The sequence below is a fragment of the Streptomyces sp. NPDC001604 genome, assembly GCF_042893475.1.
GTDB lineage: Bacteria > Actinomycetota > Actinomycetes > Streptomycetales > Streptomycetaceae > Streptomyces.
This window is the reverse complement of the sequence record NZ_JBIAUY010000008.1, coordinates 29,486-54,004: the sequence shown is the minus strand read 5'-3', so window position 1 is coordinate 54,004 and position 24,519 is coordinate 29,486. Positions and strand designations below refer to the sequence as shown.

At 66.3% G+C, this 24,519-nt stretch carries 30 protein-coding genes; 21 read left to right on the top strand and 9 right to left on the bottom strand.

Annotated features, from left to right (window positions below; translation table 11 throughout):
* Positions 1–63 precede the first annotated feature (63 nt).
* From mycP to ACFY1E_RS22685, 6 genes are all read left to right on the top strand, one after another.
* Positions 64–1,425 (top strand): type VII secretion-associated serine protease mycosin, encoded by a 1,362-nt coding sequence (gene mycP / locus ACFY1E_RS22710; RefSeq protein ID WP_389078776.1) that lies wholly within the window; start codon positions 64–66, stop codon positions 1,423–1,425.
* Between the two features lie 816 nt (positions 1,426–2,241).
* Positions 2,242–2,562, top strand: coding sequence for a hypothetical protein (locus ACFY1E_RS22705; RefSeq protein WP_389078773.1), 321 nt, complete (start codon positions 2,242–2,244; stop codon positions 2,560–2,562).
* Positions 2,562–3,824, top strand: coding sequence for a hypothetical protein (locus tag ACFY1E_RS22700; protein ID WP_389078771.1), 1,263 nt, complete (start codon positions 2,562–2,564; stop codon positions 3,822–3,824). The genes ACFY1E_RS22705 and ACFY1E_RS22700 overlap by 1 nt, the downstream gene beginning before the upstream one ends.
* A 23-nt stretch (positions 3,825–3,847) precedes the next feature.
* The gene (locus ACFY1E_RS22695; RefSeq protein WP_389078768.1) at positions 3,848–4,558 is read left to right on the top strand and encodes a hypothetical protein; all 711 of its coding nucleotides are present in this window, start codon (positions 3,848–3,850) and stop codon (positions 4,556–4,558) included.
* Between the two features lie 15 nt (positions 4,559–4,573).
* Positions 4,574–5,200, top strand: coding sequence for a hypothetical protein (locus tag ACFY1E_RS22690; RefSeq protein WP_389078765.1), 627 nt, complete (start codon positions 4,574–4,576; stop codon positions 5,198–5,200).
* Positions 5,197–5,748: a hypothetical protein gene (locus ACFY1E_RS22685; RefSeq protein WP_389078764.1), complete on the top strand. Its 552-nt coding sequence runs from the start codon at positions 5,197–5,199 to the stop codon at positions 5,746–5,748. Before ACFY1E_RS22690 ends, ACFY1E_RS22685 begins: the two co-directional genes overlap by 4 nt.
* Positions 5,749–5,814: 66 nt before the next feature.
* Here ACFY1E_RS22685 and ACFY1E_RS22680 read toward each other — a convergent pair whose 3' ends face one another.
* On the bottom strand, positions 5,815–6,222 hold the full coding sequence (locus tag ACFY1E_RS22680) for an ATP-binding protein (RefSeq protein WP_389078761.1): 408 nt from the start codon (positions 6,220–6,222) through the stop codon (positions 5,815–5,817).
* Between the two features lie 234 nt (positions 6,223–6,456).
* On the opposite strand from ACFY1E_RS22680, the gene ACFY1E_RS22675 reads away from it, so the two are divergent.
* Both ACFY1E_RS22675 and ACFY1E_RS22670 read left to right on the top strand, forming a co-directional pair.
* Entirely contained in the window at positions 6,457–7,308 is an 852-nt protein-coding gene (locus ACFY1E_RS22675; RefSeq protein WP_389078759.1) for a helix-turn-helix domain-containing protein, read from the top strand.
* An 8-nt stretch (positions 7,309–7,316) separates the two neighbouring features.
* Positions 7,317–7,526: a DUF397 domain-containing protein gene (locus ACFY1E_RS22670; protein ID WP_389079281.1), complete on the top strand. Its 210-nt coding sequence runs from the start codon at positions 7,317–7,319 to the stop codon at positions 7,524–7,526.
* A gap of 51 nt (positions 7,527–7,577) precedes the next feature.
* On the opposite strand, the gene ACFY1E_RS22665 is transcribed toward ACFY1E_RS22670, so the two are convergent.
* Positions 7,578–8,108 (bottom strand): SUKH-4 family immunity protein, encoded by a 531-nt coding sequence (locus tag ACFY1E_RS22665; RefSeq protein ID WP_389078757.1) that lies wholly within the window; start codon positions 8,106–8,108, stop codon positions 7,578–7,580.
* A gap of 708 nt (positions 8,109–8,816) precedes the next feature.
* Here ACFY1E_RS22665 and ACFY1E_RS22660 point away from each other — a divergent pair.
* The 10 genes from ACFY1E_RS22660 to ACFY1E_RS22615 all read left to right on the top strand — a co-directional run bounded on the left by ACFY1E_RS22660 (position 8,817) and on the right by ACFY1E_RS22615 (position 17,613).
* The gene (locus ACFY1E_RS22660; protein WP_389078755.1) at positions 8,817–9,521 is read left to right on the top strand and encodes a hypothetical protein; all 705 of its coding nucleotides are present in this window, start codon (positions 8,817–8,819) and stop codon (positions 9,519–9,521) included.
* Positions 9,518–10,720, top strand: a complete 1,203-nt coding sequence (locus ACFY1E_RS22655; RefSeq protein ID WP_389078751.1) for a S8 family serine peptidase — start codon at positions 9,518–9,520, stop codon at positions 10,718–10,720. The genes ACFY1E_RS22660 and ACFY1E_RS22655 overlap by 4 nt, the downstream gene beginning before the upstream one ends.
* Before the next feature lie 340 nt (positions 10,721–11,060).
* The gene (locus tag ACFY1E_RS22650; RefSeq protein ID WP_389078749.1) at positions 11,061–11,375 is read left to right on the top strand and encodes a hypothetical protein; all 315 of its coding nucleotides are present in this window, start codon (positions 11,061–11,063) and stop codon (positions 11,373–11,375) included.
* Complete coding sequence (locus ACFY1E_RS22645; protein WP_389078746.1) at positions 11,372–12,397, top strand: WXG100 family type VII secretion target; 1,026 nt, start codon at positions 11,372–11,374, stop codon at positions 12,395–12,397. Before ACFY1E_RS22650 ends, ACFY1E_RS22645 begins: the two co-directional genes overlap by 4 nt.
* A gap of 79 nt (positions 12,398–12,476) precedes the next feature.
* Entirely contained in the window at positions 12,477–13,181 is a 705-nt protein-coding gene (locus ACFY1E_RS22640) for a hypothetical protein (protein ID WP_389078744.1), read from the top strand.
* A gap of 336 nt (positions 13,182–13,517) precedes the next feature.
* A complete protein-coding gene (locus ACFY1E_RS22635) occupies positions 13,518–13,937 on the top strand; it encodes a WXG100 family type VII secretion target (RefSeq protein WP_389078741.1) in 420 nt (139 codons plus the stop codon).
* 149 nt (positions 13,938–14,086) lie between these two features.
* Positions 14,087–15,688 (top strand): peptidoglycan-binding protein, encoded by a 1,602-nt coding sequence (locus ACFY1E_RS22630; RefSeq protein WP_389078739.1) that lies wholly within the window; start codon positions 14,087–14,089, stop codon positions 15,686–15,688.
* A 9-nt stretch (positions 15,689–15,697) separates the two neighbouring features.
* Positions 15,698–16,171: a protease inhibitor I42 family protein gene (locus ACFY1E_RS22625; protein ID WP_389078736.1), complete on the top strand. Its 474-nt coding sequence runs from the start codon at positions 15,698–15,700 to the stop codon at positions 16,169–16,171.
* On the top strand, positions 16,168–16,581 hold the full coding sequence (locus ACFY1E_RS22620; RefSeq protein ID WP_389078733.1) for a hypothetical protein: 414 nt from the start codon (positions 16,168–16,170) through the stop codon (positions 16,579–16,581). Before ACFY1E_RS22625 ends, ACFY1E_RS22620 begins: the two co-directional genes overlap by 4 nt.
* Before the next feature lie 270 nt (positions 16,582–16,851).
* Positions 16,852–17,613, top strand: a complete 762-nt coding sequence (locus ACFY1E_RS22615) for a hypothetical protein (protein WP_389078731.1) — start codon at positions 16,852–16,854, stop codon at positions 17,611–17,613.
* 77 nt (positions 17,614–17,690) lie between these two features.
* On the opposite strand, the gene ACFY1E_RS22610 is transcribed toward ACFY1E_RS22615, so the two are convergent.
* From ACFY1E_RS22610 to ACFY1E_RS22590, 5 genes are all read right to left on the bottom strand, one after another.
* Positions 17,691–17,951: a hypothetical protein gene (locus ACFY1E_RS22610; RefSeq protein ID WP_389078728.1), complete on the bottom strand. Its 261-nt coding sequence runs from the start codon at positions 17,949–17,951 to the stop codon at positions 17,691–17,693.
* Positions 17,948–19,075: a hypothetical protein gene (locus tag ACFY1E_RS22605; RefSeq protein WP_389078726.1), complete on the bottom strand. Its 1,128-nt coding sequence runs from the start codon at positions 19,073–19,075 to the stop codon at positions 17,948–17,950. The genes ACFY1E_RS22610 and ACFY1E_RS22605 overlap by 4 nt, the downstream gene beginning before the upstream one ends.
* Before the next feature lie 21 nt (positions 19,076–19,096).
* A complete protein-coding gene (locus tag ACFY1E_RS22600; protein ID WP_389078723.1) occupies positions 19,097–19,573 on the bottom strand; it encodes a hypothetical protein in 477 nt (158 codons plus the stop codon).
* 130 nt (positions 19,574–19,703) lie between these two features.
* Positions 19,704–20,291, bottom strand: coding sequence for a hypothetical protein (locus tag ACFY1E_RS22595; protein WP_389078721.1), 588 nt, complete (start codon positions 20,289–20,291; stop codon positions 19,704–19,706).
* A gap of 30 nt (positions 20,292–20,321) precedes the next feature.
* A complete protein-coding gene (locus ACFY1E_RS22590; RefSeq protein ID WP_389078718.1) occupies positions 20,322–20,840 on the bottom strand; it encodes a hypothetical protein in 519 nt (172 codons plus the stop codon).
* Positions 20,841–21,026: 186 nt separating this feature from the next.
* Between ACFY1E_RS22590 and ACFY1E_RS22585 the strand changes: the two genes are divergently transcribed.
* The 3 genes from ACFY1E_RS22585 to ACFY1E_RS22575 are packed head-to-tail and all read left to right on the top strand — an operon-like array spanning position 21,027 to position 22,952.
* Positions 21,027–21,353 (top strand): hypothetical protein, encoded by a 327-nt coding sequence (locus ACFY1E_RS22585; protein ID WP_389078715.1) that lies wholly within the window; start codon positions 21,027–21,029, stop codon positions 21,351–21,353.
* A 20-nt stretch (positions 21,354–21,373) separates the two neighbouring features.
* The gene (locus tag ACFY1E_RS22580; RefSeq protein ID WP_389078712.1) at positions 21,374–22,504 is read left to right on the top strand and encodes a PE-PGRS family protein; all 1,131 of its coding nucleotides are present in this window, start codon (positions 21,374–21,376) and stop codon (positions 22,502–22,504) included.
* A gap of 58 nt (positions 22,505–22,562) precedes the next feature.
* Positions 22,563–22,952, top strand: coding sequence for a hypothetical protein (locus tag ACFY1E_RS22575; RefSeq protein ID WP_389078710.1), 390 nt, complete (start codon positions 22,563–22,565; stop codon positions 22,950–22,952).
* A 108-nt stretch (positions 22,953–23,060) separates the two neighbouring features.
* Here the strand turns inward: ACFY1E_RS22575 and ACFY1E_RS22570 are convergent, their stop codons facing one another.
* Positions 23,061–23,672, bottom strand: coding sequence for a hypothetical protein (locus ACFY1E_RS22570; RefSeq protein WP_389078707.1), 612 nt, complete (start codon positions 23,670–23,672; stop codon positions 23,061–23,063).
* 34 nt (positions 23,673–23,706) lie between these two features.
* Complete coding sequence (locus ACFY1E_RS22565) at positions 23,707–24,414, bottom strand: hypothetical protein (protein WP_389078705.1); 708 nt, start codon at positions 24,412–24,414, stop codon at positions 23,707–23,709.
* Positions 24,415–24,519 lie beyond the last annotated feature (105 nt).

Genomic DNA, 24,519 nt, shown 5'->3' with positions numbered 1-24,519 from the left:
CGGGCGGGACGAAAATTCTTCGTCTGCCCATATATAGAGGCTGGCGCCCCCAGCCTCAGCTGAGTGAGGAGCAAGGAATTGGGTTTCAAGCGAGTCTGGTCCACGACAGGTGTTGTGGCATTGACAGGAGCCTTGCTCCTCACCTCGGCTCCCATTGCGTCAGCGGATTACATTCGAGACAAGCAATGGGCAATTGACGTCATCGACTTCAAGAAAGTCTGGTCAGAGTCGCAGGGGCAAGGTGTCACTGTCGCAGTCGTAGATAGCGGTGTGGACGGTAGTCACCCCGACCTGACAGGGCAGGTGTTGAAGGGCAAGGATTTCACGGGAGGTGGAAACGCCCAAGACGATAATGACGGTCATGGTACCGGCATGGCGAGTCTCATCGCTGGCCATGGACACGGAGCGAACAATTCTGCAGGCGTGATCGGGTTGGCGCCGAAGGCCAGGATTTTGCCGATTAAAGCTGGAAATGGCAATGCGGGGGAGCAGTGGCCATCTGGTGTACGCTATGCAGTCGATCACGGGGCATCGGTAATTAATCTGTCACTTGTTGATTCCTCTGCGGGTCCCGGTTCGGAGGCTGCGAAGGCTATCAAGTATGCCCAGCAGCGCGATGTTGTAGTCGTGGCCGGCACAGGAAATGACGGGAACGCTGGTATCGACTATCCAGCGAAGCTTCCTGGTGTGGTGGCTGTGGGTGCCGTCGACGAGTCACTTAAGATCTGGTCCAATTCTAATTTCGGTGAAGGTGTGACACTCGCGGCTCCGGGCGTGAGTATTGTGGCGGCGGATCCCAGCGAGACGAATGACTATTCCTCGGGGACTGGCACATCTGACGCAACTGCCTATGTGTCCGCAACCGCAGCCCTTATCCGCGCCAAGTATCCCGACCTCACCGCTGGCCAGGTCATCAACCGCCTGATTAAGTCAGCCACATTCCTCAATCATGACGTCAAGAAGGTACCCGACGAGGAATATGGCTACGGCATCATCCGACCGTACGCGGCTCTGACAAGGAATATTCCCAAGGGCCCCAAGCAAGGTCCGCTCGCCCAGGCATCACCGTCAACTTCCACGGAGTCCGGTGGTGCCTCCAAGGACTCCGGCAGCACGAGCCAGGCCAAGGACAAGAAGGACTCCTCGTCCGGCAGCATCCTCCTCATTGCCAGCATCGCAGGCGCAGTGGTCGTCATCGCAATCGTCTTCGCAGTAATCCGCAGCCGCCGAAACCGCGGCAGCGGCGGCGGCGGCAACGGTGGCGGAATGCCCCCGCAGGGCACGGGCTACCCGCCCCAGCCTCCGACGGGCTACCAGCAGCCGTACCCCAACACCCCTCCCAACCAGGGCTATCCCACCCCTCCGGGCCAGGCCCCGCAGCACCCAAACCCCTACGCTCAACAGCCCCCGCACCAGGGGCAGTAGGAGTCAACTCACCGTCCAGTGGTGGCGGGGATGATTGGTATCACAGTCCTCCGCGGCAATCACAACGGCGGCGCAGGGAGTCAGCCCGAGAAAAGATTGGAATGGAACCTCTTCAATGGGCGCCATCGTCCTTCTCATCGGCGTTATCGGTATCGGAGCCGTGATTGCCGCCGTCACCGTCTTCGCGATTTCCCGTAGCCGCCGCAAATCAGGTAACGCGGGGCCCATGAGCGGAACTTACCCACAGAACATGGGCTATTCGTCTCAGCAAGGGATGTACCCAACCGTTCAACAGCCCTACCCCACTGCGACACCCAACCAGAGGTACGGGTACCCCGCTCCTCCGGGACATTCGCAGCAGCACCCCAACCTCTATGCCCAACAGCCACCGCACCAGGGTCAGTAGAAGAGTCAGGTTCGCATGTGGGCGTGATATCGATTGATGCCTTCGTCCTGACGAGGTGCGCGAATGAGCGGCTGCGCACTTCATCGAGCGAGAACTGGCCCGTCTCATCGTTGCGATCACGACGATTAACACCTGGAACCGCTTCGTTGTGACGTGACACATGCCCCTGGGGCACTGCAAACCGGGTTGGTACAGCTGCGTCTCGGCGACGGCTTCCAGGTGTAGGCCCATGTCATACGCGGGCGACGGTCTCGTGGCGCTCATGTGGCGAATTTTTGAAGCGCTGAGGTGCCACCGGAACCCGGTACGGCACGCTTTGGCAGTGCATGTAAGGTGCTAGGAAGGCCTGGGTGATTAGTTGAGTTCTCTGGGCACAATGCGTCCAGAGCCGAGCGGGGAGAAAGCGGCCTATGGGGGACCACTTTAAGACAGACATCGGGCAACTCGAACAGTTCCTGATGGATCTGGAGAGATGCGTCAACGAGTTGAACGAGGCCCGGTCTGCCCTGGACCACGTGCGTGCCGACCAGATCGGCACTGCCCGGCTCGACGAGGCCTGTGACAAGTTCCAGGATGAGTGGAAGTACGGGGCTGACAAGACTAAGAAAATGATCGACGCGATTAAAGAGGGCGTGAAGTCCAACAAGAAGGGTTACGAAGAGGTCGAGGAGGCCTTGGAGAAGGTCCTGAAGCAGATCGCGAGCGAGAGCACCACAGGGGGCGGTAAGTAATGGCAACAAACCCGTACCCCAACATCGGATGGAACCCCGTGCCGGGCGTCCCCGAAGAGGTCACGAAGTTGCAGCAGAAGGTGGCTGCAGCCGCGACGGCGCTGGAGAACACGCATCGGCAGCTGACGAAGCTCACCGGCGAGAGTAGCTACTGGGAAGGCGACGCGGCGGAGAAGTTCCGCGAGTCCCTCGATGGCGACCTGCCGAAGTACATCAAGGATGCTGCCTCCTCCCTGCGCAGTGCCGCAACCCAACTGCACAAATGGGAAGGCCACCTCACCTCCAACCGAGAGTTGGCGAAGAAGTACGACGAAGCGGCGGCCGAGAAGAAGGCCGCGGCCGACAAGGCCAAGAGCGCGTACGACCAGGCGGCCCAGCACCCGGACCTGAAGCTCGCGGGCCAGACCTTCCCCTCGCAGGAGGAGGCCGACGCCGCGACCGCTCGGCTCCGCTCCGCGGAGCGGGAGTTGAACGCGGCGAGCACGGCCCTCACCAAGGCCAACAATGAGTACGAGTCGCTCAACCGCAAGGTCACTGAGCTGGAGACTGAGCACGCCAGCGATGCTGAAACCATCGCCAAGGCTTTGGAGGGCTCGGCGAAGAAGGCTCCGGACGAGCCGGGCTTCTGGGACAAGGTCGGCGACATCCTCCAGTCGGTCGGCGACTTCTTGCTGGAGAATGCCGGCACGATTGGGGCCATTGCCGGGCTGCTCGCTCTCTTTCCGACTCCGCTTGCCCCGCTGTTCGCTGGCATTGCGCTTGCCGCCAGCGCGGCGGACATGGCCAAAAACTTCTCTGATCGGGACTTCCGAGACGCTTTTCTCCCTTGGGGCGACAAGTTCGGCTGGAACAAGGACACTCTCTCCGCCTGGGCCTCCTTCGGTGGGGATGCCATTGGTCTTGTGCCGGGCGGTAGGGCGCTGAGCGGTGCGGCCCGAGGTATCCGCGGTGGGCTCGCTGACGCAGCAGAGATGGGCGTCAGCGTCACGAGCCGCGAGGTCGGCACCGAGTTCGTGCGGGAAGTGGGCCACGTGCTGCGCACGGCTCCGACAACCGCCGCGGCAGATGCGTGGCAGGCAGCTGGCGAGAGTGCCGCAGGCTCGGCAAAACTCATGACCGACCTCAGCGTTAATGGCCTCAGCGTCGCTGCGAACTTCATGCCTGACGAGGGCACGGCGGGCAATGTAGCCACTGGCATCAACGTCGGAGGCGGAGTCTGGGCCGGGCAGGACATCGTGCGATCCCTCCTGGCGGCAAGGTAGCTGAACCGAGAGGTGAACGAAGGATGACTACGACCGCCGCCCTATCGCGCTCGGCCGTGAGCGGTGCTGCAGAACCTGTTTTCTGGTACGGAATTCCGCACGGCTACGCGAAACTGGAACTCGAACCGCCGCGTGAGCGTATCGAGGAACTAGTCCGGGAACTGAACAAGCTGCCCCCAGAACAGCGGGCGCAAGCCTCGCAAGCCCTTCAGTTTTATGCGGGGATGGTCACCGCGCTCAATGCGCAGAACGTGCATATGTGCGCGGTCGGTTATCACCCAGATGACGACGGCACCATCGTGACGTCCACTCTCACAATCTCCACTGTCTCGACGTCGGGTCACAGCGCAAAGCTGGTGATCGCCGGTCTTGCTGGGACAGCCGCTGACGACCCGGGCTCCGGGATGCGCCCCCTTGAACTGCCATGCGGTCTTGGCTATCTCGCAGAGGAGAAGAAGCGCACCGTCGCGCCTGGCAGAGACCCCGACAGCCCTGAGGGTCCCTTGCGTGGCGACGTGTGGCAGGGAACGGTCGCTGTCGCCGGCTCGGGCACGCCCGACATCATCTTGGTTCAGCTGGTGACACCCGCTCTCCATCTTGCGGACGTGTACCGGGACATCCTTCTTGGGGTTGCCCGTACGTTGACGTTCACTGACCCGACAAAATCAGCGTCCGACCCCGACGAGCCGCGAGCGGGCTCAGCCGAGGCGGCCATGCGTAACGACTTCGGATAAGGACGGAGCCCGTTCATGGACAATCCGCCCAAGGTGCCCGATATTGCGCAGGTCCTCAAACACAACCGCACGCTCCTGTATCGGCACATCGCGACGCGCCTAGCGCTTGCCCTGGTCCTGTTTGCCGTCCCGTTGGTAGCTCATCTGGTCGGCTGGGACGCTGCTTTGCCTGTGTTCGGTGTCCCTGCTGGCGTGTTGGTGCTGATCTTCCTCGCTCTCCGACTGGGCCACGGGGCGCGAATCAAAGTGTGTGAGAAGGTGCTGCACACCTACCCCCTCGAGTACCGAACCCGGGTGTCCAAGAAGAACACGGAGTGGAAGTACCTCGGAGATGTGCACACGGTCCGGCTGTCGGTGCGCGGGCAGCACGGCGCTCCTTCTCTTCGTGCGATCAACGCCTCAACGGTGCGCCGCTGGCCGAAAGAGGCCGAGGAGGGCGGTGCCTGGTTCGCCGGTGACCTGGCCTTTGGCGGCGTCATGATCGTGCCGGGGAGCAACGACATGCTCTTCGTGCAGCCCGCGGACTGGGAGAAGTACGAGCAGGAGCGCGCCCAAGCCGACCCGCAGCGCAGGGCTCTTGCCGAACAGGCCGGTATCTCCAGGCTGTTGGAGAAGGAGCCGAGGATCTTGGTTCACGGATGATGCGCGTCTTCGGCTGGGTGTGCGGTGCCGTCCTCGCCCTGGTGACCGCGTTCTGGTGCGTCAACGCGACGGCCGACCTCGCCCTGTCCGTAGGAGCCTACGGCACCCCAGGCACGTACAAGGTGGACGACTGCGTCAACACCAGCAACAGCCGTAGGCACTCCAACTACGACTGCTACGGGCACTTCACGCCGGACGGCGGCACTGCTGGCGACGCCGTCTACGTGCACCTCAAAGACACCGGGCACGACTACCCGGACGGCACCAAGTTCGACGCACGGCAGGGAGTGGAGCCAGACACGATTCAGCGGGTCGGGTTCTGGGGCGTCGTGGGCGAGCTGTGGCAGGTCTCGATCTGCGTGGCCGTCCTTGGCTGCCTTGCGTACCAAGCGTTCAAGCCACGTGGAGCGTCCCGGCGCCGGGAATCCCATACCCGGCAGCGCTCGCGGCGCCAGCGGGCGGCCGACTGGATGGTCTACGTCGTCTCGGTCGCGATCCCCATGGGCATCCTGAGCTGGATCGCCATGCTCGCGGAGCCGACCCCGTAAAAGGTCGGCCACGTTGATCGTCTGCCCGGGCCGGATGGTTGGCTGCCACCAGCCTGGCCACGCGACTTACGCGGCGGCGACCTCGCACCACACGTATTTTCCTCGGTTGCCGTTTCTGGTCAGCGGCTGCCAGCCCCATACGTCGGAGCAGGCACGGACCAGTGCAAGGCCGCGGCCTCGCTCTGAGCCGACCAAGTCGCCCAGGTTCGACGGGGGTTCGGGCGGCTCGGGGTCGGCATCCCAGGCACCGACGCGTAGCACTCCGTTGCGCCACCGTAGGCGCAGGGCGGCCGGACCTTTGGTGTGTAGTACGGCGTTGGCGGTCAGCTCCGTCGCGAGAAGTTCGGCGATGTCTACGCAGTGGATCAAGCCGTGCATCGTGAGGATCAGTCGGACGGTGCGGCGGCAGACGGTGACGGCCCGTGGGTCGTTCGGGATGTACAGGGAGTACTCCCAGGGTTCGGTTTCGGGCATGCGGCAACTCCGGTTCGATGGTGGGGCTTTCGGAGATCTGCGGGTGGCGAGCGGTGGCATTGCCGCAGCCGTCATGGCAGGACGGAGCGGTGCGCTTCCGGCAGTCCCGGGTGCCGCAGAGTGTGCGTCGCGTCACCGACAGTAGGGTCCAATGTTGGAACACTGCAAGCCGTTGCCGTAATCTGAGCCCGAACGAGGCACTGGCCCCAGGCAGTTGGGGGCGAGGAGGAAGTGATGGCGCGCAGGAAGCAGCCCACCGCGCGGCAGGCACGGCTGGGTGCCGAACTGCTGAAACTGCGCGAGGCGGCAGGGCTCAAGGGCCGTGAGGCGGCCGCGTTGCTCGGAACCGACGCAGCTCGGCTAAGTCAGATCGAGTCTGGCGTCGGTGGAGTGAGTGAGGACACGGTGCGTCGCCTTGCGGCCAACTACTCCTGCTCTGACGTCGAGCTGATCGCTGCTCTGGTGGCCATGGCAACCGATAGGTCGCGAGGCTGGTGGGAGGAGTATCGAGGCAAGCTCCCCAACGCGTTCTTGGACCTTGCCGAGCTGGAAAACCATTGCACATATCGGTTGGATGTGGAGTTCTTGCACGTCCCCGGCCTTTTTCAGACAGAGGACTACGCCCGCGCCGTCTTCTCGTACCGAGTCCCCGAACTACCCGATGACGACCTTGAGCGGAGGGTGCGCCATCGGATGGCGCGCAAGGTGATTATCGAGGATCCGGCCCCTGTCCCGTACGAAGCCGTGATTCACGAAGCGGCTCTGCGCATCAGGGTCGGTGACCGCACCGCAGCACGGGCTCAACTCGCCCGCATCCTCGAACTGTCCGAAGCGGACCACATCACGGTGCGGGCCATCCCCTTCGACCTGGACGGCTTCGCCGGGGCCACAAACTCAATGATGTACGTGGGAGGCGTCGTACCGAAGCTGGATACGGCGGTACGCGACGCGCCTCAGGGCGCCGGCTTCATCGACTCTGAAGCTCAGCTCGGCGCTTTTCGAACGCTCTTCCGTAAGGTGGAGGCTGTGTCGCTTGACCCCGAGAGGTCGCGTGACTTCATCCACAGGCTGGCGAAGGAGCTGTGAGACGCGCTGTGACCACCCCCGACAACTGGCGGAAGTCGTCGTACTCAGGTAGCGGCGACGGCAACAACTGCGTAGAGATAGCGAACCTCCACCCCCGAGTCGCGATACGCGACTCAAAGGCCCCGACCTGGGGCACGCTCTCCTTCCCGGTCGGAGCCTTCACGGCGTTCATCAGCGACCTCAAAGCCAACCCCGGTCGTGACCTCCAAGGTCCGTAGCGTGCTGAGGACCGGGATTCCCGGCTGGCCGCCAGCCGATCCGCCCAGGGCTCAGCCGACCTGCTCGTAGACCATCGACCACCAGCTGTCCGGCTGCGCGAGCGCATACCGGTCGCGGGCACGGAGGCATTCCACGAGCTTATCGGTGTACGGGCCGCGGTCTTGTGGCGCGGCGTGCTCCAGGTGCTTGGTGCGCAGTGCGAAGCGGTACAGGAATTCGACGAGGTCGGCAATGGTCCGGTTAACGATCTCGGCCTGTGGTTCGTCCCCGAAGGACATGAGAATCACGTAGCCGCGCTCCATGTCGAGGCAGTACCGCATCGCGGGGTCGTCGGTGGGGCCGCCCAGCACGAGGATGCGTGTCTCCTCGCCACCGGCAGCCACCGGCACCACGGTGAAGGGATCAGGGCCTTCCTCGGCGGTGTCGAGGGTGAACAGGACGTCAACGTACTTGGGCACTCCGACGTCGCACAGCACCTCGGCGTCAGCCTCGGACAGCCCGCGCTCCTCGGCGGCGGAACTGTCCAGCGTTACCACGTGGCCAGCGCCGAACAGCTCCGTCATCTCGTCATGGGTGGCCATACGTCCTCTTGATCCCTTTCGTCATGCACTCGTCCGGCTCGGTCTGGCCATTTCCAGGGTGTGCCGGCGGTTCAGGGGGCGAGACCGGCTCGCCGTAGCAGTTTCAGCCAGTCGTCGTACTCCACCAGCTCGTCGTCGACTAGCGCGAGCCGCGCGTACTTCGGAGACGCTCAGCCGAGGCTTTCAATCAGATCGTTATCTGAGCTCCACAGGGCGGGAACGCCTTGCGTCTGCGAAGGCCATAAGCTGTCGTGAGATTCGCGGGGGCGCCGAAAGGTGCGCGAGTGGCTGTAGTTGTGCCTCGCAGCAACCTGGGGTGCGGGTCAGTGGAGGTGTGGGCTCTGCCACGAAAGGGCCGGACCAGCCATCGTGCTCCCTCGCAGATTGACCTGTGAGAGGGAACCCATGTCTTACCCCACGCCGCCGGGAAGCGGCAATCCGTACGGGCAGCCGCCCCCGCAGAGTGGTTGGCAGTCGCAACCACCCCCGCAACAGCTCCAGCATTGGCAGGGGCAGGCTCCTGTGCCGCCCATGCCGGCGGCACCGCCAGGGGCGGCTCCAGGCGCCGTTCCGTTCCAACCAGGGCCCCCTCAGTACGGTCAGCACGGTGCCTACCAATCGCCCGGCAGCCCCATGCCCCCGCCGCCTATGCCCCCGTCGGCCCCTTCCGGCGGAGGCCGCACCGCCCGAAAGGTCTTCGGGAGCCTGATGACGGTGTTCGGCCTGCTCGGCATGCTGGGCGGCGGCGCGCTCGCGGCTCACGCGTACAGCAACAGCCAACAGTCGATACCCAACTCCGCTTACGGCGCGGTGGTGTGGCGCAACGAGCCTGCCGAGAAGCTCTTCCCGGCGACTATCGGCGATCCGCCCAACTACACGTACAAGGCGTCGGACAAGAAGATCGCGCAGTGGAGTCGGATGGGTATCTCCCAGGACACCTCCTGTGCCAAGGGACTGAGCGGCAAGACCAAGGAGACCGCGAAACGGCTCGGCTGCCAGGCCGTACTGCGCGCCACGTACGTCGATCTCACCGGGGACATGGTCGCCACCGTCGCGATCATCGTGCTGCCCACCGGCACGACCGGTGCCCAGAAGATGGGCGAGTTTCTCGACGGCCAGGAGCATGAGGACGTCCCCGACGCCGCAGTGGTGCCGCTCGCGGTGCCGGGCACGCTCGCGGCGAAGTGGCAGGAAAACCGGCGCAACGGCATGGGCGGAGACGGGCTGGGAGACGACACTTTCCCGTACGCAGTCGCCGTCACGACCGGCGCGGTCGACGGCCGTACTTCGGGCAACCTGCCCGGTGACTTCGGCAGCTACGCCGCGGACGATGAGGACAAGATCCCGTGGATGGACGCGGCCCATGCCCTCAGCGAGATGGTCTACAACAACATCGGGAACCTGGAGAAGTGAGCCCTGCAGTGAAGTTCCGGATCCTACGCGCCACGTGCACCGCGGTCGCTCTCACCGGTCTGCTCTGCACGCTGGCCACTGCGCCGGCGCAGGCGGCCACGCCGGTCGGATGGGAAGGCACCGCCCTCGGCTTGTCCGCGGCACAACAGAGGAGCCAGGGCCAGGGAGTGACGGTCGCGGTCCTCGACAGTGGTGTCTATGCGAACCATCCCGCCCTGAAGGGCAAGGTCACCACCGGACCCGACTACCGCAAGGACGGGTTGAAGGAGGGCGACCCGAAGTGGGGCGGGCACGGGACCGCCATGGCCTCGGACGTCCTCAAGGTGGCCCCGAAGGCAAAGATCCTCTCGGTGCGCGTCATTGACGACAAGCATGAGGAGGAACGCAGCCAGAAGGAGCTGGAGGAGTCCCGAAAGGACAACCCGATCGCCGAGGGCATCGAGTATGCGGTCCAGCACGGCGCCAACGTGATCTCCATGTCGCTCGGCAGCGAGGACATGTTCGGCTCCTACGACAAGGACGAGGCCGCCGCCCTGGCTCATGCCGCTCGCGAGGGCGTGACGGTCCTCGCTTCGGCCGGCAATGCGGGCGACGTCCTCAACGGGGTGTCGTATCCGGCCGGTTACCCGGGTGTGATCGCGGTGGCCGCGACCCAGCAGAATGGCAGGCGCGCCGAGTTCTCCACCGTGCACACCTACAACGACGTGGCCGCGCCCGGTATCGCCATCATCGGCGCGTCGAACACCGGCGGCTACAAGCCGGTCGATGGCACTTCGCCGGCCTGCGCGCTCGCCGCCGGCGTCGTGGCGCTCATGTACGCGAAGAACCCGAAGCTGACCCCGGCCCAGGTGAACGACGTCCTGATCGCAACCACCCACCGTCCCGCGGGTGGCGGCAGCGCTGTGCTCGGCTACGGCCTGATCAACGCAGCCGCCGCTGTCAAGGCCGCCGCCTCGCCCCCCAAGGACATGACTGAGCCGGTGGCTTACAAGGGCAAGGAGCACCTGGCGACTCCAGACGGCACACCGAAGACCAAGCACGTGCCGTTGGAGCAGAGCCTGTGGATGACGGGCCTGGTCGCTGCCGGAGTGGGACTGGCGTTTCTGCTCGGCGGTGTACTCCTTGCCATGTCTGGTCGGCGCAAGATCTCGGCGGCAGCGGTCGGCATGGTGCAGCCTCAGGGGTCCTTCACAGGCTGATGCCTCGGCGGGTTGCAGAAAGCTCCTGTTTGGCCGGAAGGCACTTTCGCCTTCCGTTCAGCGGGGGCTTTCGCTTCCTTGACCGATGGGCCACCTGTGGTGCGCTCGGGTTGGCCGCAGACGCTGCAGGTGCTCAAGTCCGTTTGTCGTGCGGCGAATTCGGTGTCAGCACGAGCCGGGCTCGAAGGATCGTGCTTCCCTAACGGGCCGACAGACAGAGCTCGGTAAAGATCCGTTCGTCTCCTTCTGCGAATGGGAAGACGGCCAGGACCCGATGCCAACGGATGCTTCAGCGATCGCCAGTGAGATGATGTGCCGGTTCCGTGATCAGGGGGAAGCTGTGGGAGATGCAGGATTTCGGGTCCATCCGGACGCGCTGAAGTCGTACGACAAGGTCATCCAGGACCAGATTGAGCAGATCGCGCGGATCTGGCCGAAGCTGGCAGCGGTGCCGCTCTCGTCGGACGACTTCGGCAAGCTGCCGAATGCGCACAACCTTTACGAGGCGTACCACGAGCATGTGGAGGCCGAGCAGCACAATTTCGCCGACCTGCTGGAGATCCTTCGCCACACCGGGGACGGTCTCCAGACCTCAGCGACGAACTACGAGACCCAGGACCATCACATCGACGCTTCCTTCGGGGGCGGACAGTGAGCGGCGGCACTTTCCAGCAGGTCGGCGACGCGTACAAGTGGACGCGGGACTTCGTCGACGAGCCGTTGATCCCACTTCCGGAGATCAAGAATCCCGTTGCGGACGGCCTGGACGCAGGTCTGGACAGCGCCGTCAAGTGGGCGCTCGACTCCAGTGGGCTGATGGGCATGCTGGAGGAGGTCACCGGCAACCTCTCCGGACTCACTGCGGCTGCCCACGAGTGGCAGACCCAGGCTAAGGCGATGCGGGCGGTCAGCGCCGCGCTGCGTGAGGGTGGCGGCACACTCGCCGGGCAGTGGGAAGGCGCGGCGTCGAACGCGTTCGGCCGGCACATGGGCCAGGTGGTCGAGGCGATCGACGGCACCGCCAAGGATATGGACGAGATCGCACAGATCATCAGCCAGGCGGCTGCGGCCTGTCAGCTCGCCGAGAACATGATCATCGAGATCATCCGGGAGGCGATCGAGGCGCTGCTCGCCTCGCTCGCCGCGATGGTCGCGGTCGACATTCTGACCCTCGGCCTTGCGACCGTTGCCGACGCCCTCGTGGCGGATGCCGAGATCACCTTGTTCATCGAACGGGTGGGAGAGGTTTCCGCCACCCTCGAGGGGAAGCTGAAGGAGCTGATGGAGGCTGTCCGCAAGATCAAGAATGCGGAGAAGTCCTACAGCGAGATCAAGAAGACCCTCAAGGGCGGCCTGGAGGCGGCCAAGGCCGTGCGGAAGTTCGGCGGCATCGCCAACAGGGCTGGGAGCCTCCGGGCCCTGGTCAGCTCTCCGTCGATGGAGAACCTCGGGGAGTTCGCCGCCACCATGGGTACCAAGGCCGTAATCGGCGCCGAGAAGGGCTTCATCGCAGGCGGCGTCGGAGCGGTGATCGGCGCCGACGGCCCGATGAGCCCGGTCACGGACGGGCTGAGCAAGGACCCTGCCGTCGATGCCGTGGCCGGTCAGCTCGACGGTCGTAAGAACGAGACTCCGTACCGTGTGCCGAAGACTCGGATCGAAGAGGACTTCGGCTGACCGTCGGCCAGTACGGCCGACACAGCCGCAAGGCGCGGCCCCGCAACTCGGCGGCGGCCTCGACGGATAGGCTCCGGTCATGGGCATAATCCGCAGGCTGCTGGGCGTGACGACTGACGACATCGAACGGCTGCGTGCGCAGCGTCTCGCCGAGCACGCAGCCCGCGTCTCGGCGTTCCTCGCACCCGGCGAAACCCTCATCGGCACCGCCCAGGCCAACCTGGTCGCCGCCCCCACACCCCCGGACCGGCTCATCCCCCGCCTGCCGCCGCCCGGAGTCGCGCCGGCCGAGCAGGCCGGGGCATCGGGTCTGGGCCGTGTCGCGGGCTGGGCGTACGTGGCCGCGCATCCATTCGAGGCAGCCGGCGAGGTCCTCACGGACGCGCTCTCGGATGCCCTGTGGTACGTGCCTGGCAAGGTCATCGACCACCTGGCTGTCGAACGGCGCATCGACTGGTCGACCACAGCCGCCCGGCTGATCCTGTTGACCCATGCGGTGCAGCAACTGGACGGTTACAGCAGCGGCTTCGTCGTAGCAGCGACGGACCGCAGGTTTCTGCTCCTTGGCCATGCATACAACAGTCGTGATCCGCTGTATCCGCTGCTCCAGTACGCACCCGGTGAGATCGTGTCCGTGCGCATCGTCCCCACCGCGAAAAGCGCAAAGGGCAAGGCGGAGCCGCACGTCGCCCTGGTCTTCCATGACGGGTCGTCAGTCACTGCTGCCCCGGACGCCATCGCGGGTACGCGTTTCGCTGAGTTGCTGTCGCGTCCGATGGACTGAGAGGGACAGCACCTGTGAGTGAATGGCAGCTGCCTGAGATGTTCCGCAGCAGATCAGGCAGTGTCCGCTCGGGCAGCCTCGGACACCCTGGCCAGGATCCAGTCGTGCTCCTTCACGGCACAGCCTTCTCCTCGTATGTCTGGCCCGCCGTCGAGCCCGCTGTGTGAATCTCTGACGCCGACTCAGGCTGTCGTGGCTGAGCCCATCGACCTCTGACGGTTTTTCACAGCACCTGAGGCTGCGTGCTCATGACACGGGATCCCGGTATCATCACTGGTCAGAAGGCCTGGACCGCCACGGGGTGTCCGGTCGTTCAGATCAGAGGGGCGGGGGAGCATGTCCGGTGCGGGTTCGGACGGCTACAGGGTCGACGCGAGCGGCATGGACGGTGAGGCCGGAAAGCTCGACCAGGCGGGCGACGACGTCGGCGCCATACGCAAGGCCGTGGAAGACCACATGTGCTACGCACCGGACGCTCTCGGTGGCTCTGACTCCGGCCCCGCGTACGACAACTTCTCCGCCGCCTGGCAGTCCGAGGCGAAGACCTTGGAAGCGGCGCTGCACGAGCTCGCGGACAAGGTCAGCATCTCCCAGCGCAACTATGAGAATGCCGACCACGAAACCATCCTCGCGCTGCACTCCGCGGGTGCGGGCGACGGCCTGACAACCATGCCCGCACCGGCCGCTGCCCGCCCAGGGACGACCACTGGCCTTACCCCGGGCACGCCTCCGGCGAGCCTCGCCGACTTCGACTGACGGACCGGCACACGCCACACGGTCGATACACGCGTCGGCCGTGCGCGCCCGGCCGACGCGTGTGCTTCCACCTGACCTCCGACACCTGACATCTGACACCCGACACCTGACACCTGACACCTGAGCAAGGACAACGGGGCTCTCACCACATGGCCGACGCAGGCGAATCCACCACCGACCGCAAGGAAAAGATCGACCGTTACACGGGAGACCTCGCGACGGCCGACAGCAAGAACGAGGTCCTGGAGGCCATCGGCAACCTCCTCGGCGTCTCCGCGCCGGTCGGTTCCCCGAGCACCTTGGACGCCATCGCCCAGCGCTACAAGAGCCAGGCCGACGACGCCGCGGACGTACAGCAGCGGGTCGAGAAGGTCGCCGCGTCAGGGCTTCCGTCGGTGTGGGTGGGCAGCACCGGTGCCAAGGCGGCCGAGGTGGTGGCTGCGGCCGGCCGTTCCGCCGAGCAGATGGCCGAGGCGTTCCGTAAGGCGTCCAAGGCCCTCTACGACCTCTCCGACGCCCTGACCTCCGCCCAGTCCAAGGACGACAACGGCCGAGAGCAGCTGCTGAAGGCCCGCGCGATGCTCGGCGGCGAGGACGGCTTCTTCGACGACATGGTCGAGACGGACGACGAGGAAGCCGACCGCAAGCGGGCCCAGGACCTAGCGGGTACAGGGGCCAACCTGCTCTACGCCGCCGCGCAAGAGGCTGACGACGCGGCGCGGGCGGCGGCACGGGAGCTGAACAAGTACGCGGCCGAGGCCCGTGCCGGGCACATGCACACCGACAACATCTCCGCCGCCGACCGTCTCGTCCTCGCCGATGTCGGCGTGTTCGGGGGCCCGCAGGAGCAGAACGAACTCCTCACTGCCGACGACCTCGAACGTTCCGGCCGTTTCATGGAGAAGATGAACGCGCAGGACGAGGCCCGATTCGAGCGGATGCTCGCGGATGCCAAGACGCCGCAGGAGCGGGCGTATCTCGTCAAGGCGCTGGCTGCGGGCTACGACGTGGACCAGGTCGGCCAGTTCCGCGACAAGATCCACGGCAAGGACCCGTACTGGCTTCAGCAGCACCTCAGCCCGATCGTCACGGCCGGCGACAGCAAGGTGGACGAGGGGCTCAATCCTGACGGGTCGAACCGGAACACCGACTACCAGTGGTTCGGCGACGAGAAGTGGTCCCAGGAGGGCAACACCTGTGTGCCGTCCAGCACGGTGACCGCCCGCGCCATGGTCGATCCCCTCTACGCACTGGAGTTGACCGGCGGACCGTCCGGGCAGGAGAACGACCCCGATGCCTTCCGCCACCGTCTCCACGACGAACAGCTGCGCCTGCACGAGGAGGGCGATGGCGACTACCTGCACTGGTGGTCCGACGTCCCGGATGGAATGGACAGCGACGGGCAGAACGAGATCGCCAACGACGAGATCAGCCCGCACACCGGCAGTAAGTACGAGTACCAGCAGGTTCGCGGTGCGGACGAGCGCCGCGACGTGCTGCCGGACATCGAGAAGTCCGTTGCCGAGGGCAAACCCGTCCCCTTCGAAGTGGAGGGGCACGAGAAGGACGGCAGTCGGGTCGGTCACCAGATGATGGTGATCGGCCAGGAGGGCGACATGCTGCAGATCTACAACCCGTGGGGCCAGACGACCTGGGTCAGCGAGGACGACTTCGTCAACGGCCATATGGACAAGGCCTCCGACTCCCGCATGCCCGACGCGTACGCCGTCCACCTGCCCGCCGACCGATAAGTGAGCGTCATGACCAGCGCCCTGCGTCGACTTTCCTCTGCTGCCCTGCTGATGACCGTGCTCGCGGGTTGCAGCAACACCGGGCCGGACACCTACGAGCTGGGTGAGAAGCACATAGAGGTGGATGCGGGGGAGGAGTTCAGGCTGTCCGTTCCGGTCGACACCGCGATGGGGGAGTGGTGGTACCTGACATCGCCGGAGCCGAACCGTGACGTCGTCCGGAGGACGGACAAGCGGGAGGAGATCGAGGCCGACGACGATGCCGTCGGCAGCGGGAGCGGAACGGACCTGTTCGGTTTCAAGGCCGTCGGTCCGGGCACGACGGAGATCCGGCTCATCCAGTGCCCGCGCGGTGCCTGCGCAGGCGGCGGTGACGCAGGCGGTCCCGTCACCCCGTCCCCGGTCCCGAGTGGCAGCCCCACGCCTCAAAAGAAGTACCGGGCCACCATCCACACCTACACCGTCACCGTGAGGAAGCCATGACCTCCGAGCCGCAGACCTCGCGCCCGGGTCGGACCGACGACGAGTTGGCGCATTCGGACATCCCGGCGATGCTGCGTTACGGCCTCTCCTTCGCCGGACCGCACCGCACCGCCCTCTTCGGAGACGGCGCGGTGGGCGCTGCCGTCCTGCTGGACCGGCTCGGCATCCAGCCGCGGGCGGTGGCCTTCCTGGCCAAGGTGGTACGCAGTGGGGGCGTCCGGTACGCGGCCGAGCTGCGGGAGCCGGTGCCGGGCGAGGAAGCTGTGTCCATGGTGCGTGCGTGGCTGGAGGCTGCGGCAACCGCCGCCGACGGGATCGACCGCGACGAGGAGACCGCCCGCTGGCTGGAGGCCGTCGCCGAACTGCTCAGCCTCCGACGCGTTCACCGCTCTCGGGCAGCCGGGGAGTGAGCTGCAGATCTCCGGATCATGGGAGCACCCGGGCGAGTGCGTCCAGGTGGAGTTCCTCTGCCGTATCCCCGAAGCACTGGCGGAGCGCGGAGCGCGGAGTGCGCCCGTGCGGCCGGTGCAGCGCACCCCCCGAATGAGGTCAAGGCGTGAAGGCCCAGAGGGGATTTTGCCGACAAGTCGCCTGACGTGGCGCTTAGTTGGAGTTCCTGGACATGCCTTTGCTTGGATGATCAAGCACGTTTGCACGCAATCAATCATCACGGGGTATTCATGCACACGCGTGTCCTGACCGTCCGACGCGCCACCGCCGCGCTCGTCTGTGCCGCGGCCATGGTGTCGCTCGCGGCCTGCAAGAGCGGCACCGGTGCCGCGGGGTCCGCAGGTGGGTCCACGCCGTCGAAGTCCACAGAGGCCAGTCCTGCCGCCGAGCCGAACGGCATCGAGAAGCTCTCCGCCAAGGAGATCTACGACTCGGGTCACAAGGCCAACGCCGCCGCCGGCTCCTTTCGGGAGCGGATGACGCGCGGGGACACCAAGACCGACATGCTGCTGTCCGCCACGGAATGCGTCGGCACCGTCAAGATGTCGAAGGGCACCTTCCAGGTCGTTCGCAAGGGCAACGACGTCTGGGCCAAGCCGGATTCAGCGATCGTCAAGGAGTTCAACTCCGAACTCGGCGCCAACACGCTCACTGCCGACAAGTGGCTGCACGGTACGCCGAGCAACCCCCTGATGAAGGGCTTCGCCAGCTGGTGCCACCAGGAGCAGTTCACCGCACCCGACACGCTCGACGCCGGCAACAAGGTGACGAAGGGGAAGGTCGCCACGGTGGACGGGCGGCAGGCGGTGCCGGTGGTCATGACGGCGAAGGGCGACTCGGTCACCTGGTACGTGGCGACCACGGGCAAGCCGTACTACTTCAAGCAGGCCAGCAGCCGTGAGGACATGCAGAACCTGGTGTACTCCGACTTCGGCAAGCCGGTGGGCGCGCAGGCGCCCTCCGGTCCGGTCGAAGAGGCACCGAAGCAGTAATCCGGTAACCCCGTAACACCTGGTCGCAGTCGTCAGCCCGGCGGGCAGTTGTCCGCCGGGCCGCGTCCCGTCCGGGCTCAGGGCCCGCAGGTTCCCGACTCGGCCGCGCACTGCCACCCGGAGAATCCGTCCTCGGGATGGTCGACGGCATGGTTGAACTGGATGAACCCGTAGACCACGACGAGGGTGAAAGCGACGGCGGCCAGCGCCGCCAGCCACAGTGCGATCCGTCGTACGACCCGCGGTACGCCCCGCGGCGGCGTCCGGCGACGGGCGGGCTCCCGGTGCCGGGGCGGTCGCGGCCCGGTGTTGCGCGGTGTGTGCCAGCCGGTCGTCATGCGCAGGACGTTATTTCGTCGGAGGTGCCGACCACGCCGAAGTCACGCCCCAGGCCCACGGTGTTGAGGTGGGCGATGTCGGCCTGCTCCAGGTTCATGCTGGCCGGGCCCCAGCCTCCGGTGGCGTTGGCCCGGTGTTCGCTGGGGACGCCCCAGTCGTAGCGCTTCTGGACCTCGACCCGGTAGGTGACCTCGCCGTCGTGGACGTAGCCGGTGAGCCGGTACTGGAAGTGGTTGAGCGCGTAGTACCACTCCGAACTGCTGTCGCCGTCCGCGGGGTTGGGCGCGGTGGACTTCCAGTCGGTGGTGAACGGGCCGTCCGGGCGGCCGTGGACGTCCTTGCGCAGGGTCTCGTCGACGCCCGACCGGAAGGCCGGGATCTGGTCCATCATGGTCTGCGGCTCGACCTCCACCGTCTTGCCGCTGCCGTCGAGGTAGTGCTGGACCAGCCCGGCCGCCGTGGGCCAGTCCTTGACCGTGGCGAAGTACGCGGCGACGTTGTTCAGCTGGTTGCGGACCTTGTGGTCCTCGGCGTCGGGCTTGTCGATGTTGAACCTGCGGTTCTCGCTCTCGAAGTTGTGGGCCGTGCCGAACACCACCTTCAGGCTCTTGGCCAGCCACTCGTCCTCTTCGGCCGCCTGGCCGAGCACCTGGTTCAGCCGCTCCTGGAGGCTGTCGGCGGTGTGCTGGTGCTGCTCGTAGTTCTCGTGCACCTCGGGGTCGTCGGGGTTGTCGACCACGCACATCTCGATCTGTCCGTCCGCGCTGATCGTCATGCCGTTCTCCAGCGCCTCCTGCTGGAGCTGCCGCGCCTTGCGCTGGAGCTCCTTCAGGCCCTTGGTCCCGCTGGTGCCCTTCGCACCGTCGGCCTCCTGGTCGAGGAAGTCGCGCAACCCCCTGACCTCCTGGTCCAGGGCGTCGATGTCCAGCTGCACGCGGTCGCAGTAGGCCTGTGCGCGCTCGCCCGCCTCGCCCTGCCAGTGGTCCTGGTGCAGCTTCAGGACCACGCCGTCGTGGAACTCCGTACGGGCGTCCTTGATCTTGCGGTGGATGGCGTTCCAGCTGTCGGCGAACGTCTCCAGCGCGTGGGCGTCCAGCTCGATGAGCTGGTGGAAGGTGACCATGGTGCTGCTGCTTCCTCCGGCTCAGCGGGACGGGTTCGGGGTGTGCGGGTCGGCGAACTGCGAGGCGGTCGACACCTCGTTGCCGTCGTACGCGTCCGCGCTGTCGCGGAAGTTCCGCGCGGCCGTGTCCAGGCGGTCCGTGACGACCTTGAGCAGGTCCTCCCAGCGGTGCTGCATGGCGTCGATGCTGTCGACGAACGACCAGCCGGGCGCCGCCTTCGCCAGATCGCGGAAGGAGTCCTCGGCCGGGCCGCCGGTCTTGCGGAGCAACCCGGAGGCGGTGTCGCAGTCGTCGGCCCTGGCCCGAAGGAACGACGAGCTGACTCCCACGTCCGGGTCGCCGCCCCAGACCGGCGGCGCGGGCGGCGGAGGCGTGGGCGCAGGGCCCGGTGAGGGCGACGGCTCGGGTTGCGCGACCGTGGTCATGGCTGGTGCCGCGGTGGTCGCTGGCGCCGAGACCTGGGCATACGCCAGCCTCGGATCGACTGCATGGCTCATCGCCGTCTCCTCCAGAGCCGGTTGCCGGCTCTCACCCCGTACAGAAGGAACGTTCTTGATCAGCGTAGGGCAGCCGTCACTTGATGTGCCACCGTCATCCCCGTGCGCCCACCGGGGCCGGGGTCCGCCGTCACGTGAAGAACACCACCAACAGACTGACCACGAGGCCGAGTACGCCCACCGCGACCGTCACCAGGGCGGTGCGGAACAGGCCCCGGCTCTCGCCCTGGCCGTAGGGGAAGCCGGTGACGGCGCAGAAGAGGCCGACGGCCAGGGCGATCAGGGCGCCGAACCCCCAGGCGCAGCCGACGGCGATGGCGCGGGCCCAGCCGTGGTCCTGCTGATACGAGGTGTCGCTCGTCCGGCGGGCCTCGATGACGTGCCCGCGGGTGTACAGGGCGTCGCTCTTGAGCTCGGCGTTGAGATCCTTGACCGTGCCGTCGTCGGAGGTGAAGGTGCCGTAGCACCATCTGGTCCTCGTCTTCTTCCGCGAGCTCGAACTGCTCGACGAGCTGCGGTACTTGTACTCGACGGTGCAGGTCTGGACGGTGAGCTTGCCCGGGGTGGAGGTGGCGTAGGTGTAGGGGCCGAGGTAGGCGCCGAGAGCCAGGGCGACGAGGCCCACGAGGATCAGGCCTGCGCCGATGAGGCGGCCGAGGCCCGTGCGATCTCCGGGTGCGGCGGCGTTCGTCGCGGCGTTCCCGTGTACTTGTGTCATGGGGGTCCTCAGGAGGGATACGGGCGGGCGTTACAGGGCGAGTGCGCAGACGAGTGCCGCCAGGGCGCCCAGGGCGAATACGCCGCCCAGGACGGGCCCGGTGACGCGCGAGGCCGGCAGACGCTGCCAGGACTCCGAGAGGGCGGGGCCGTTGCGGGCCCCGAAACCGGTGAGAAGGCAGAAAATGCCGAAAGCCACCAGGGAGAGGCAGAACGCGAGAAGTGCCGCGTCTTTTCCTGGCGCCCGGTCCTCGGGAAGTTCGAAGGTGTCGTCCGCTTGTACGACGGGGATTTTCGCGCCCGCCTCGAAACGCGAGGACGTGTTCACCACGACGTCCTGGTAACTGGTCTTGCCGTCCTGTGCGGTCCAGTTTCCTGTGCAGCTGAACTCGAGCTGTGTCGTACGCCTGTGCGTGCCGTAGTGGGTCCTCGTGTGTGTTTCACATGAAGAAACCGTGAGGGTTCCTTCGGTGCCATCACCGGCAAGTTCACTGCGCAGTTCCGGAATGGTCACCGCGGCGATGGCCACGGCCACGAGGAGCAGCCCCAAACCGACGAGTCTTCCCACCCAAAGGCTGCCTGTACTGCCGTAACGCGGCTGTGTTGTCACCACTGTTGGTCGTCCCCCTGGGAAACTTTACGATCTTGACCGACGGTTTGCCGGGCCGTGCGCGAGGAGTCTAAGGTATCCGTCTGTCGTCCTATATGAATGCGCCAAGCGGTACGGGGGAGAGTTATGGCGTTCGACGCCTTTGATGTGGACACCGACGTACTCCGCAAGCAGGGAGTGAACTTCGCCGAACTCGGAGGCGATTTCACGAAGGCCTCCAAGCGGCTCCAGGACACCCTTGAAGGGCTGGGGGAACCGTGGGCGGACGCGGATTTCGGGGAGATCTTCGGGCAGGTCTACACGCCGGTTCGTGACGGAATCTTCACATCGATGGACAGCCTGGGGAAGCGGCTGGAGAAGATCGGTCACAACCTGCAGGACATGGCACATAACTATGACGAATCGGAATCGTCGAACTATGTTCTGATGGACGGGATCTCGGGCCGACTCTAATTAAATTCGGGGATATTGGCATGTCGCTCACACTGCCCAGCGAGCTCGTCTGGGTGCTCGATCTCCTCGGCTACAGCTGGCCCGAGGCCGACGAACAGGCACTGCACGATGTCGCCGAGGCCTGGCGGGCCTTCGGCAAGGACCTCGAAACGATCCAGACGGACGGCGACGGGTTCGCCCGCACCATCCTGGCGAGCAACGCCGGTACGGCCGTCGACGAATTCACCAAGGGCTGGGGCGCCTATACCGGCGCGGGCGGCCAGGACAGCTACATCCCGGACGCGAAGACCGCGTGCGAGGTGATCGCCCTCGCCTTCGACGCGGCCGCGATCGCTGTCCTCACGGCGAAGCTGGCCGTGATCGCGCAACTCGTCGCCCTGGCCGTGGAGATCATCGCGGCGCAGGCGGCGGCCCCCTTCACCTTCGGACTGTCCGAGGTCGGCGCGCTGGGTGCGACCCAGGCGGCGCGGGTGATCGTCCGGGAGCTGCTCAACAAGCTCAGGACTGAGGTCATGCAGGCGATCACCAAGGCCATGGAGCACGCCACCATGGACGCCCTCAAGAAGATCGCCAAGGAGCAGCTCGAGAAGGTCACCAAGGAGAAGGTCAAGCAGTTCGCCAAGGACAAGATCAAGGAAGAGGCGAAGCAGTTCGTCCAGGAGAAGGTGGTGGACGCGGCCAAGGAGAAGGCCAAGGAAGCCGCCGTCGGAATGGCGCAGAACATCGCCCAGCAGAGCATCGAGACCCACTTCGACGAGCGGTCCGGGATCAACCTCGGAGAGACCACGGACGTCGCCAAGAAGGCGGGCGGCGAATACCTGGACAACCTCGAGAACGAGGTCAGGGGCGGCGAGGGATCGACCCTCGCGGGCTACACGGACGTGCAGGGGCACGTGGACAACGCCGTGGACCAGGCGACGGAGAAGGCCACCGGGGCGGTCGGGAATCGCGTACAGCACGGTGTCGCTGCGCTGTCCGGACGCGGGGGCGGCAGTGGAGAGCCGTCCGAGGGGTCTGCGGACAACTCCTCCGAGGCAGGTGCGAGTTCGGCCGCCGGCCACAGGACCCCGGTCTCCGCCGGTACGGCGCGCTCGGGCTCCTCGCACGGCTCGGGAGGCGCGCAGGACTGGGCTCGCAGCGAGTTCGGGTGACGCCCCATACCGGTAGCGAACGACAAGACACGACACGACAGGAAGGACGGCCGGACCCATGACCGCGGACCGGGAGATCCAGGACGAGGAACTCATGGGGATCGCCCAGGACCCCGAACAGGCCCTGCGGCTGCGCCGTTCCCTGCGTACCATCGCGGGCGCGACCTCGCTCGACCCGGCCCTGCGCGAGATGGCGAGTGAGGTGCTGAGCGGTCGCGTCGACGTCAAGGACGCCTTTCAGGACCCCCGCTACACCGAGGCCGTGTACCAGCGGCTCCACGAGATGCGCCGGGCGGCCGACGACCAGACGTATGCCGAACGCCAGCAGGCCAAGGGCCAATTCGCGGACTGGGACGCACGGCAGCAGGCCGAACTCGACCGGGAACGCGCCGAGCGGGACGCGCCCGTGCACGGTTCCGTCGGGGTGAAGCGGTCGGGTCGGCGCTGAGGCGCCGGCGGGCGGCGTGGCGCAAGGCAGCCGCCGGCGCGGCGCCGCTCGTCAGCGTGACGCTGAGGGAGCCGGCGAGGAGCCGTGTCGCCGGAGGGAAGCCGGACGTCAGCGCGAGAATCCGCGCGTGCGCTCCCGGTGCCCCTTGCGATCCGGAACACCCAGGTAGCCGGCCTCACGCTCGGTCTCGCCGAGCCACAGCTCGGGGACCTGCCGCTGGATCGCGGTGGCCAGCGGCACCCGGGAACTCGCCGGAACGGGGAGGCGGTAACGCAGCCGCGGGAGGGTCGGAAGCATCGGCTCCTCGTCGCGGACAAGGGGCCACAGCACCGGGTCGTCGCGGTCGATGGGAGCGTTGGGGCACAGCTCGATCGAGTACACCTTCACCCCGCCTCTGCCCGTCCTGCTCCAGTGGAGGCCGACTCCGGCGAGGCTCTGCCAGGGGATGACGTTCTGTGCGCTGCCGTTGCTCACCCACAGCCCCTGATGGTCGACGCTCACGCTGGAGTGCCGGCCCGACCGGGCGGTGACCAGGTTGGCGACGCCGATGAAGCCCAGGAACAGCCCCATGGCGATTCCCCCGATTCCCTTGGGGTTCGGCTCACCGTCCCCGAGGCCGGCGGTCATCACCACACCGCCGAACAGAACGAGGGCACTGATCGCCGTGAGCGCGATGCCGAGGGGCACCATGCGCCGGGCGGAACGCCGCCCGGTGGGCACGACGGTGGCGGTGGGGAAGGGGAGGGGGAGAGACTCATGCGGGACGGCGCCTGCTGCCGACGAGGTACGCGACGCCCCAGGCGGCGCCTGCGGCGAGTACGAGGCTGAGCAGGGAGAACCAGTCGACTCCACCGGTGGCATCGCTGTGCCACCAGGCCTTGGCCGGGAGGAACGGGTTGTACTCCAGCATGTCCTTGAGCGCCATGAACGACTGTTCCTTGGCGATGATGAGCGGGAGGGCGTTGGCGTCGCCGAAGAAGGCGCCGAGCGCGGCGACGACGGCTCCGCCGATCCGGGCACCGTTGCTGCCGCGCCCCACCTTGCCGACCAGTGCGCCGACCAGCGCGCCATTGAGAAGCGCATGGCCCAAGGAGAGGGTGTTGGCCACGGTGGTGGACGTGATGTCCTTGTAGGTCGCCAGGATCAGGCCGGTGTAGAGCGCCGACACGACGAAGGAGACCAACAACCCGAGGAACACCGCGCCGACGGCATTACCGCCCGCATTGGGCCGCTGCCCGAAGGGCGGCGCCTGGAACGGCGGTGTCGGCTGCATCGGGTACATCGGCGGCTGCCCCTGAGGGACGGGCTGCGGTCCGGCGTACATCGGGGGCTGCCCGGGCGGAGGAGCCGGCGGCCCGAACCCCGGCTGCTGCAGCGGGGGGACGGGCTGGGCGTAGGGGTTCGGGTGGGTCTGCGGCGGCTGAGGTGGCTGCGGCGGCGGCTGGAAGGGCGGCTGGCTCATGGTTCCCTGTGGACTCAATGGAGTTGACTGGCAGAAGCAGCAAATTATCAGTGAGATCAGGAGGGGGACGGTGGAGCAGGAGCGGGCTGCGTGAAGGATGTGGGC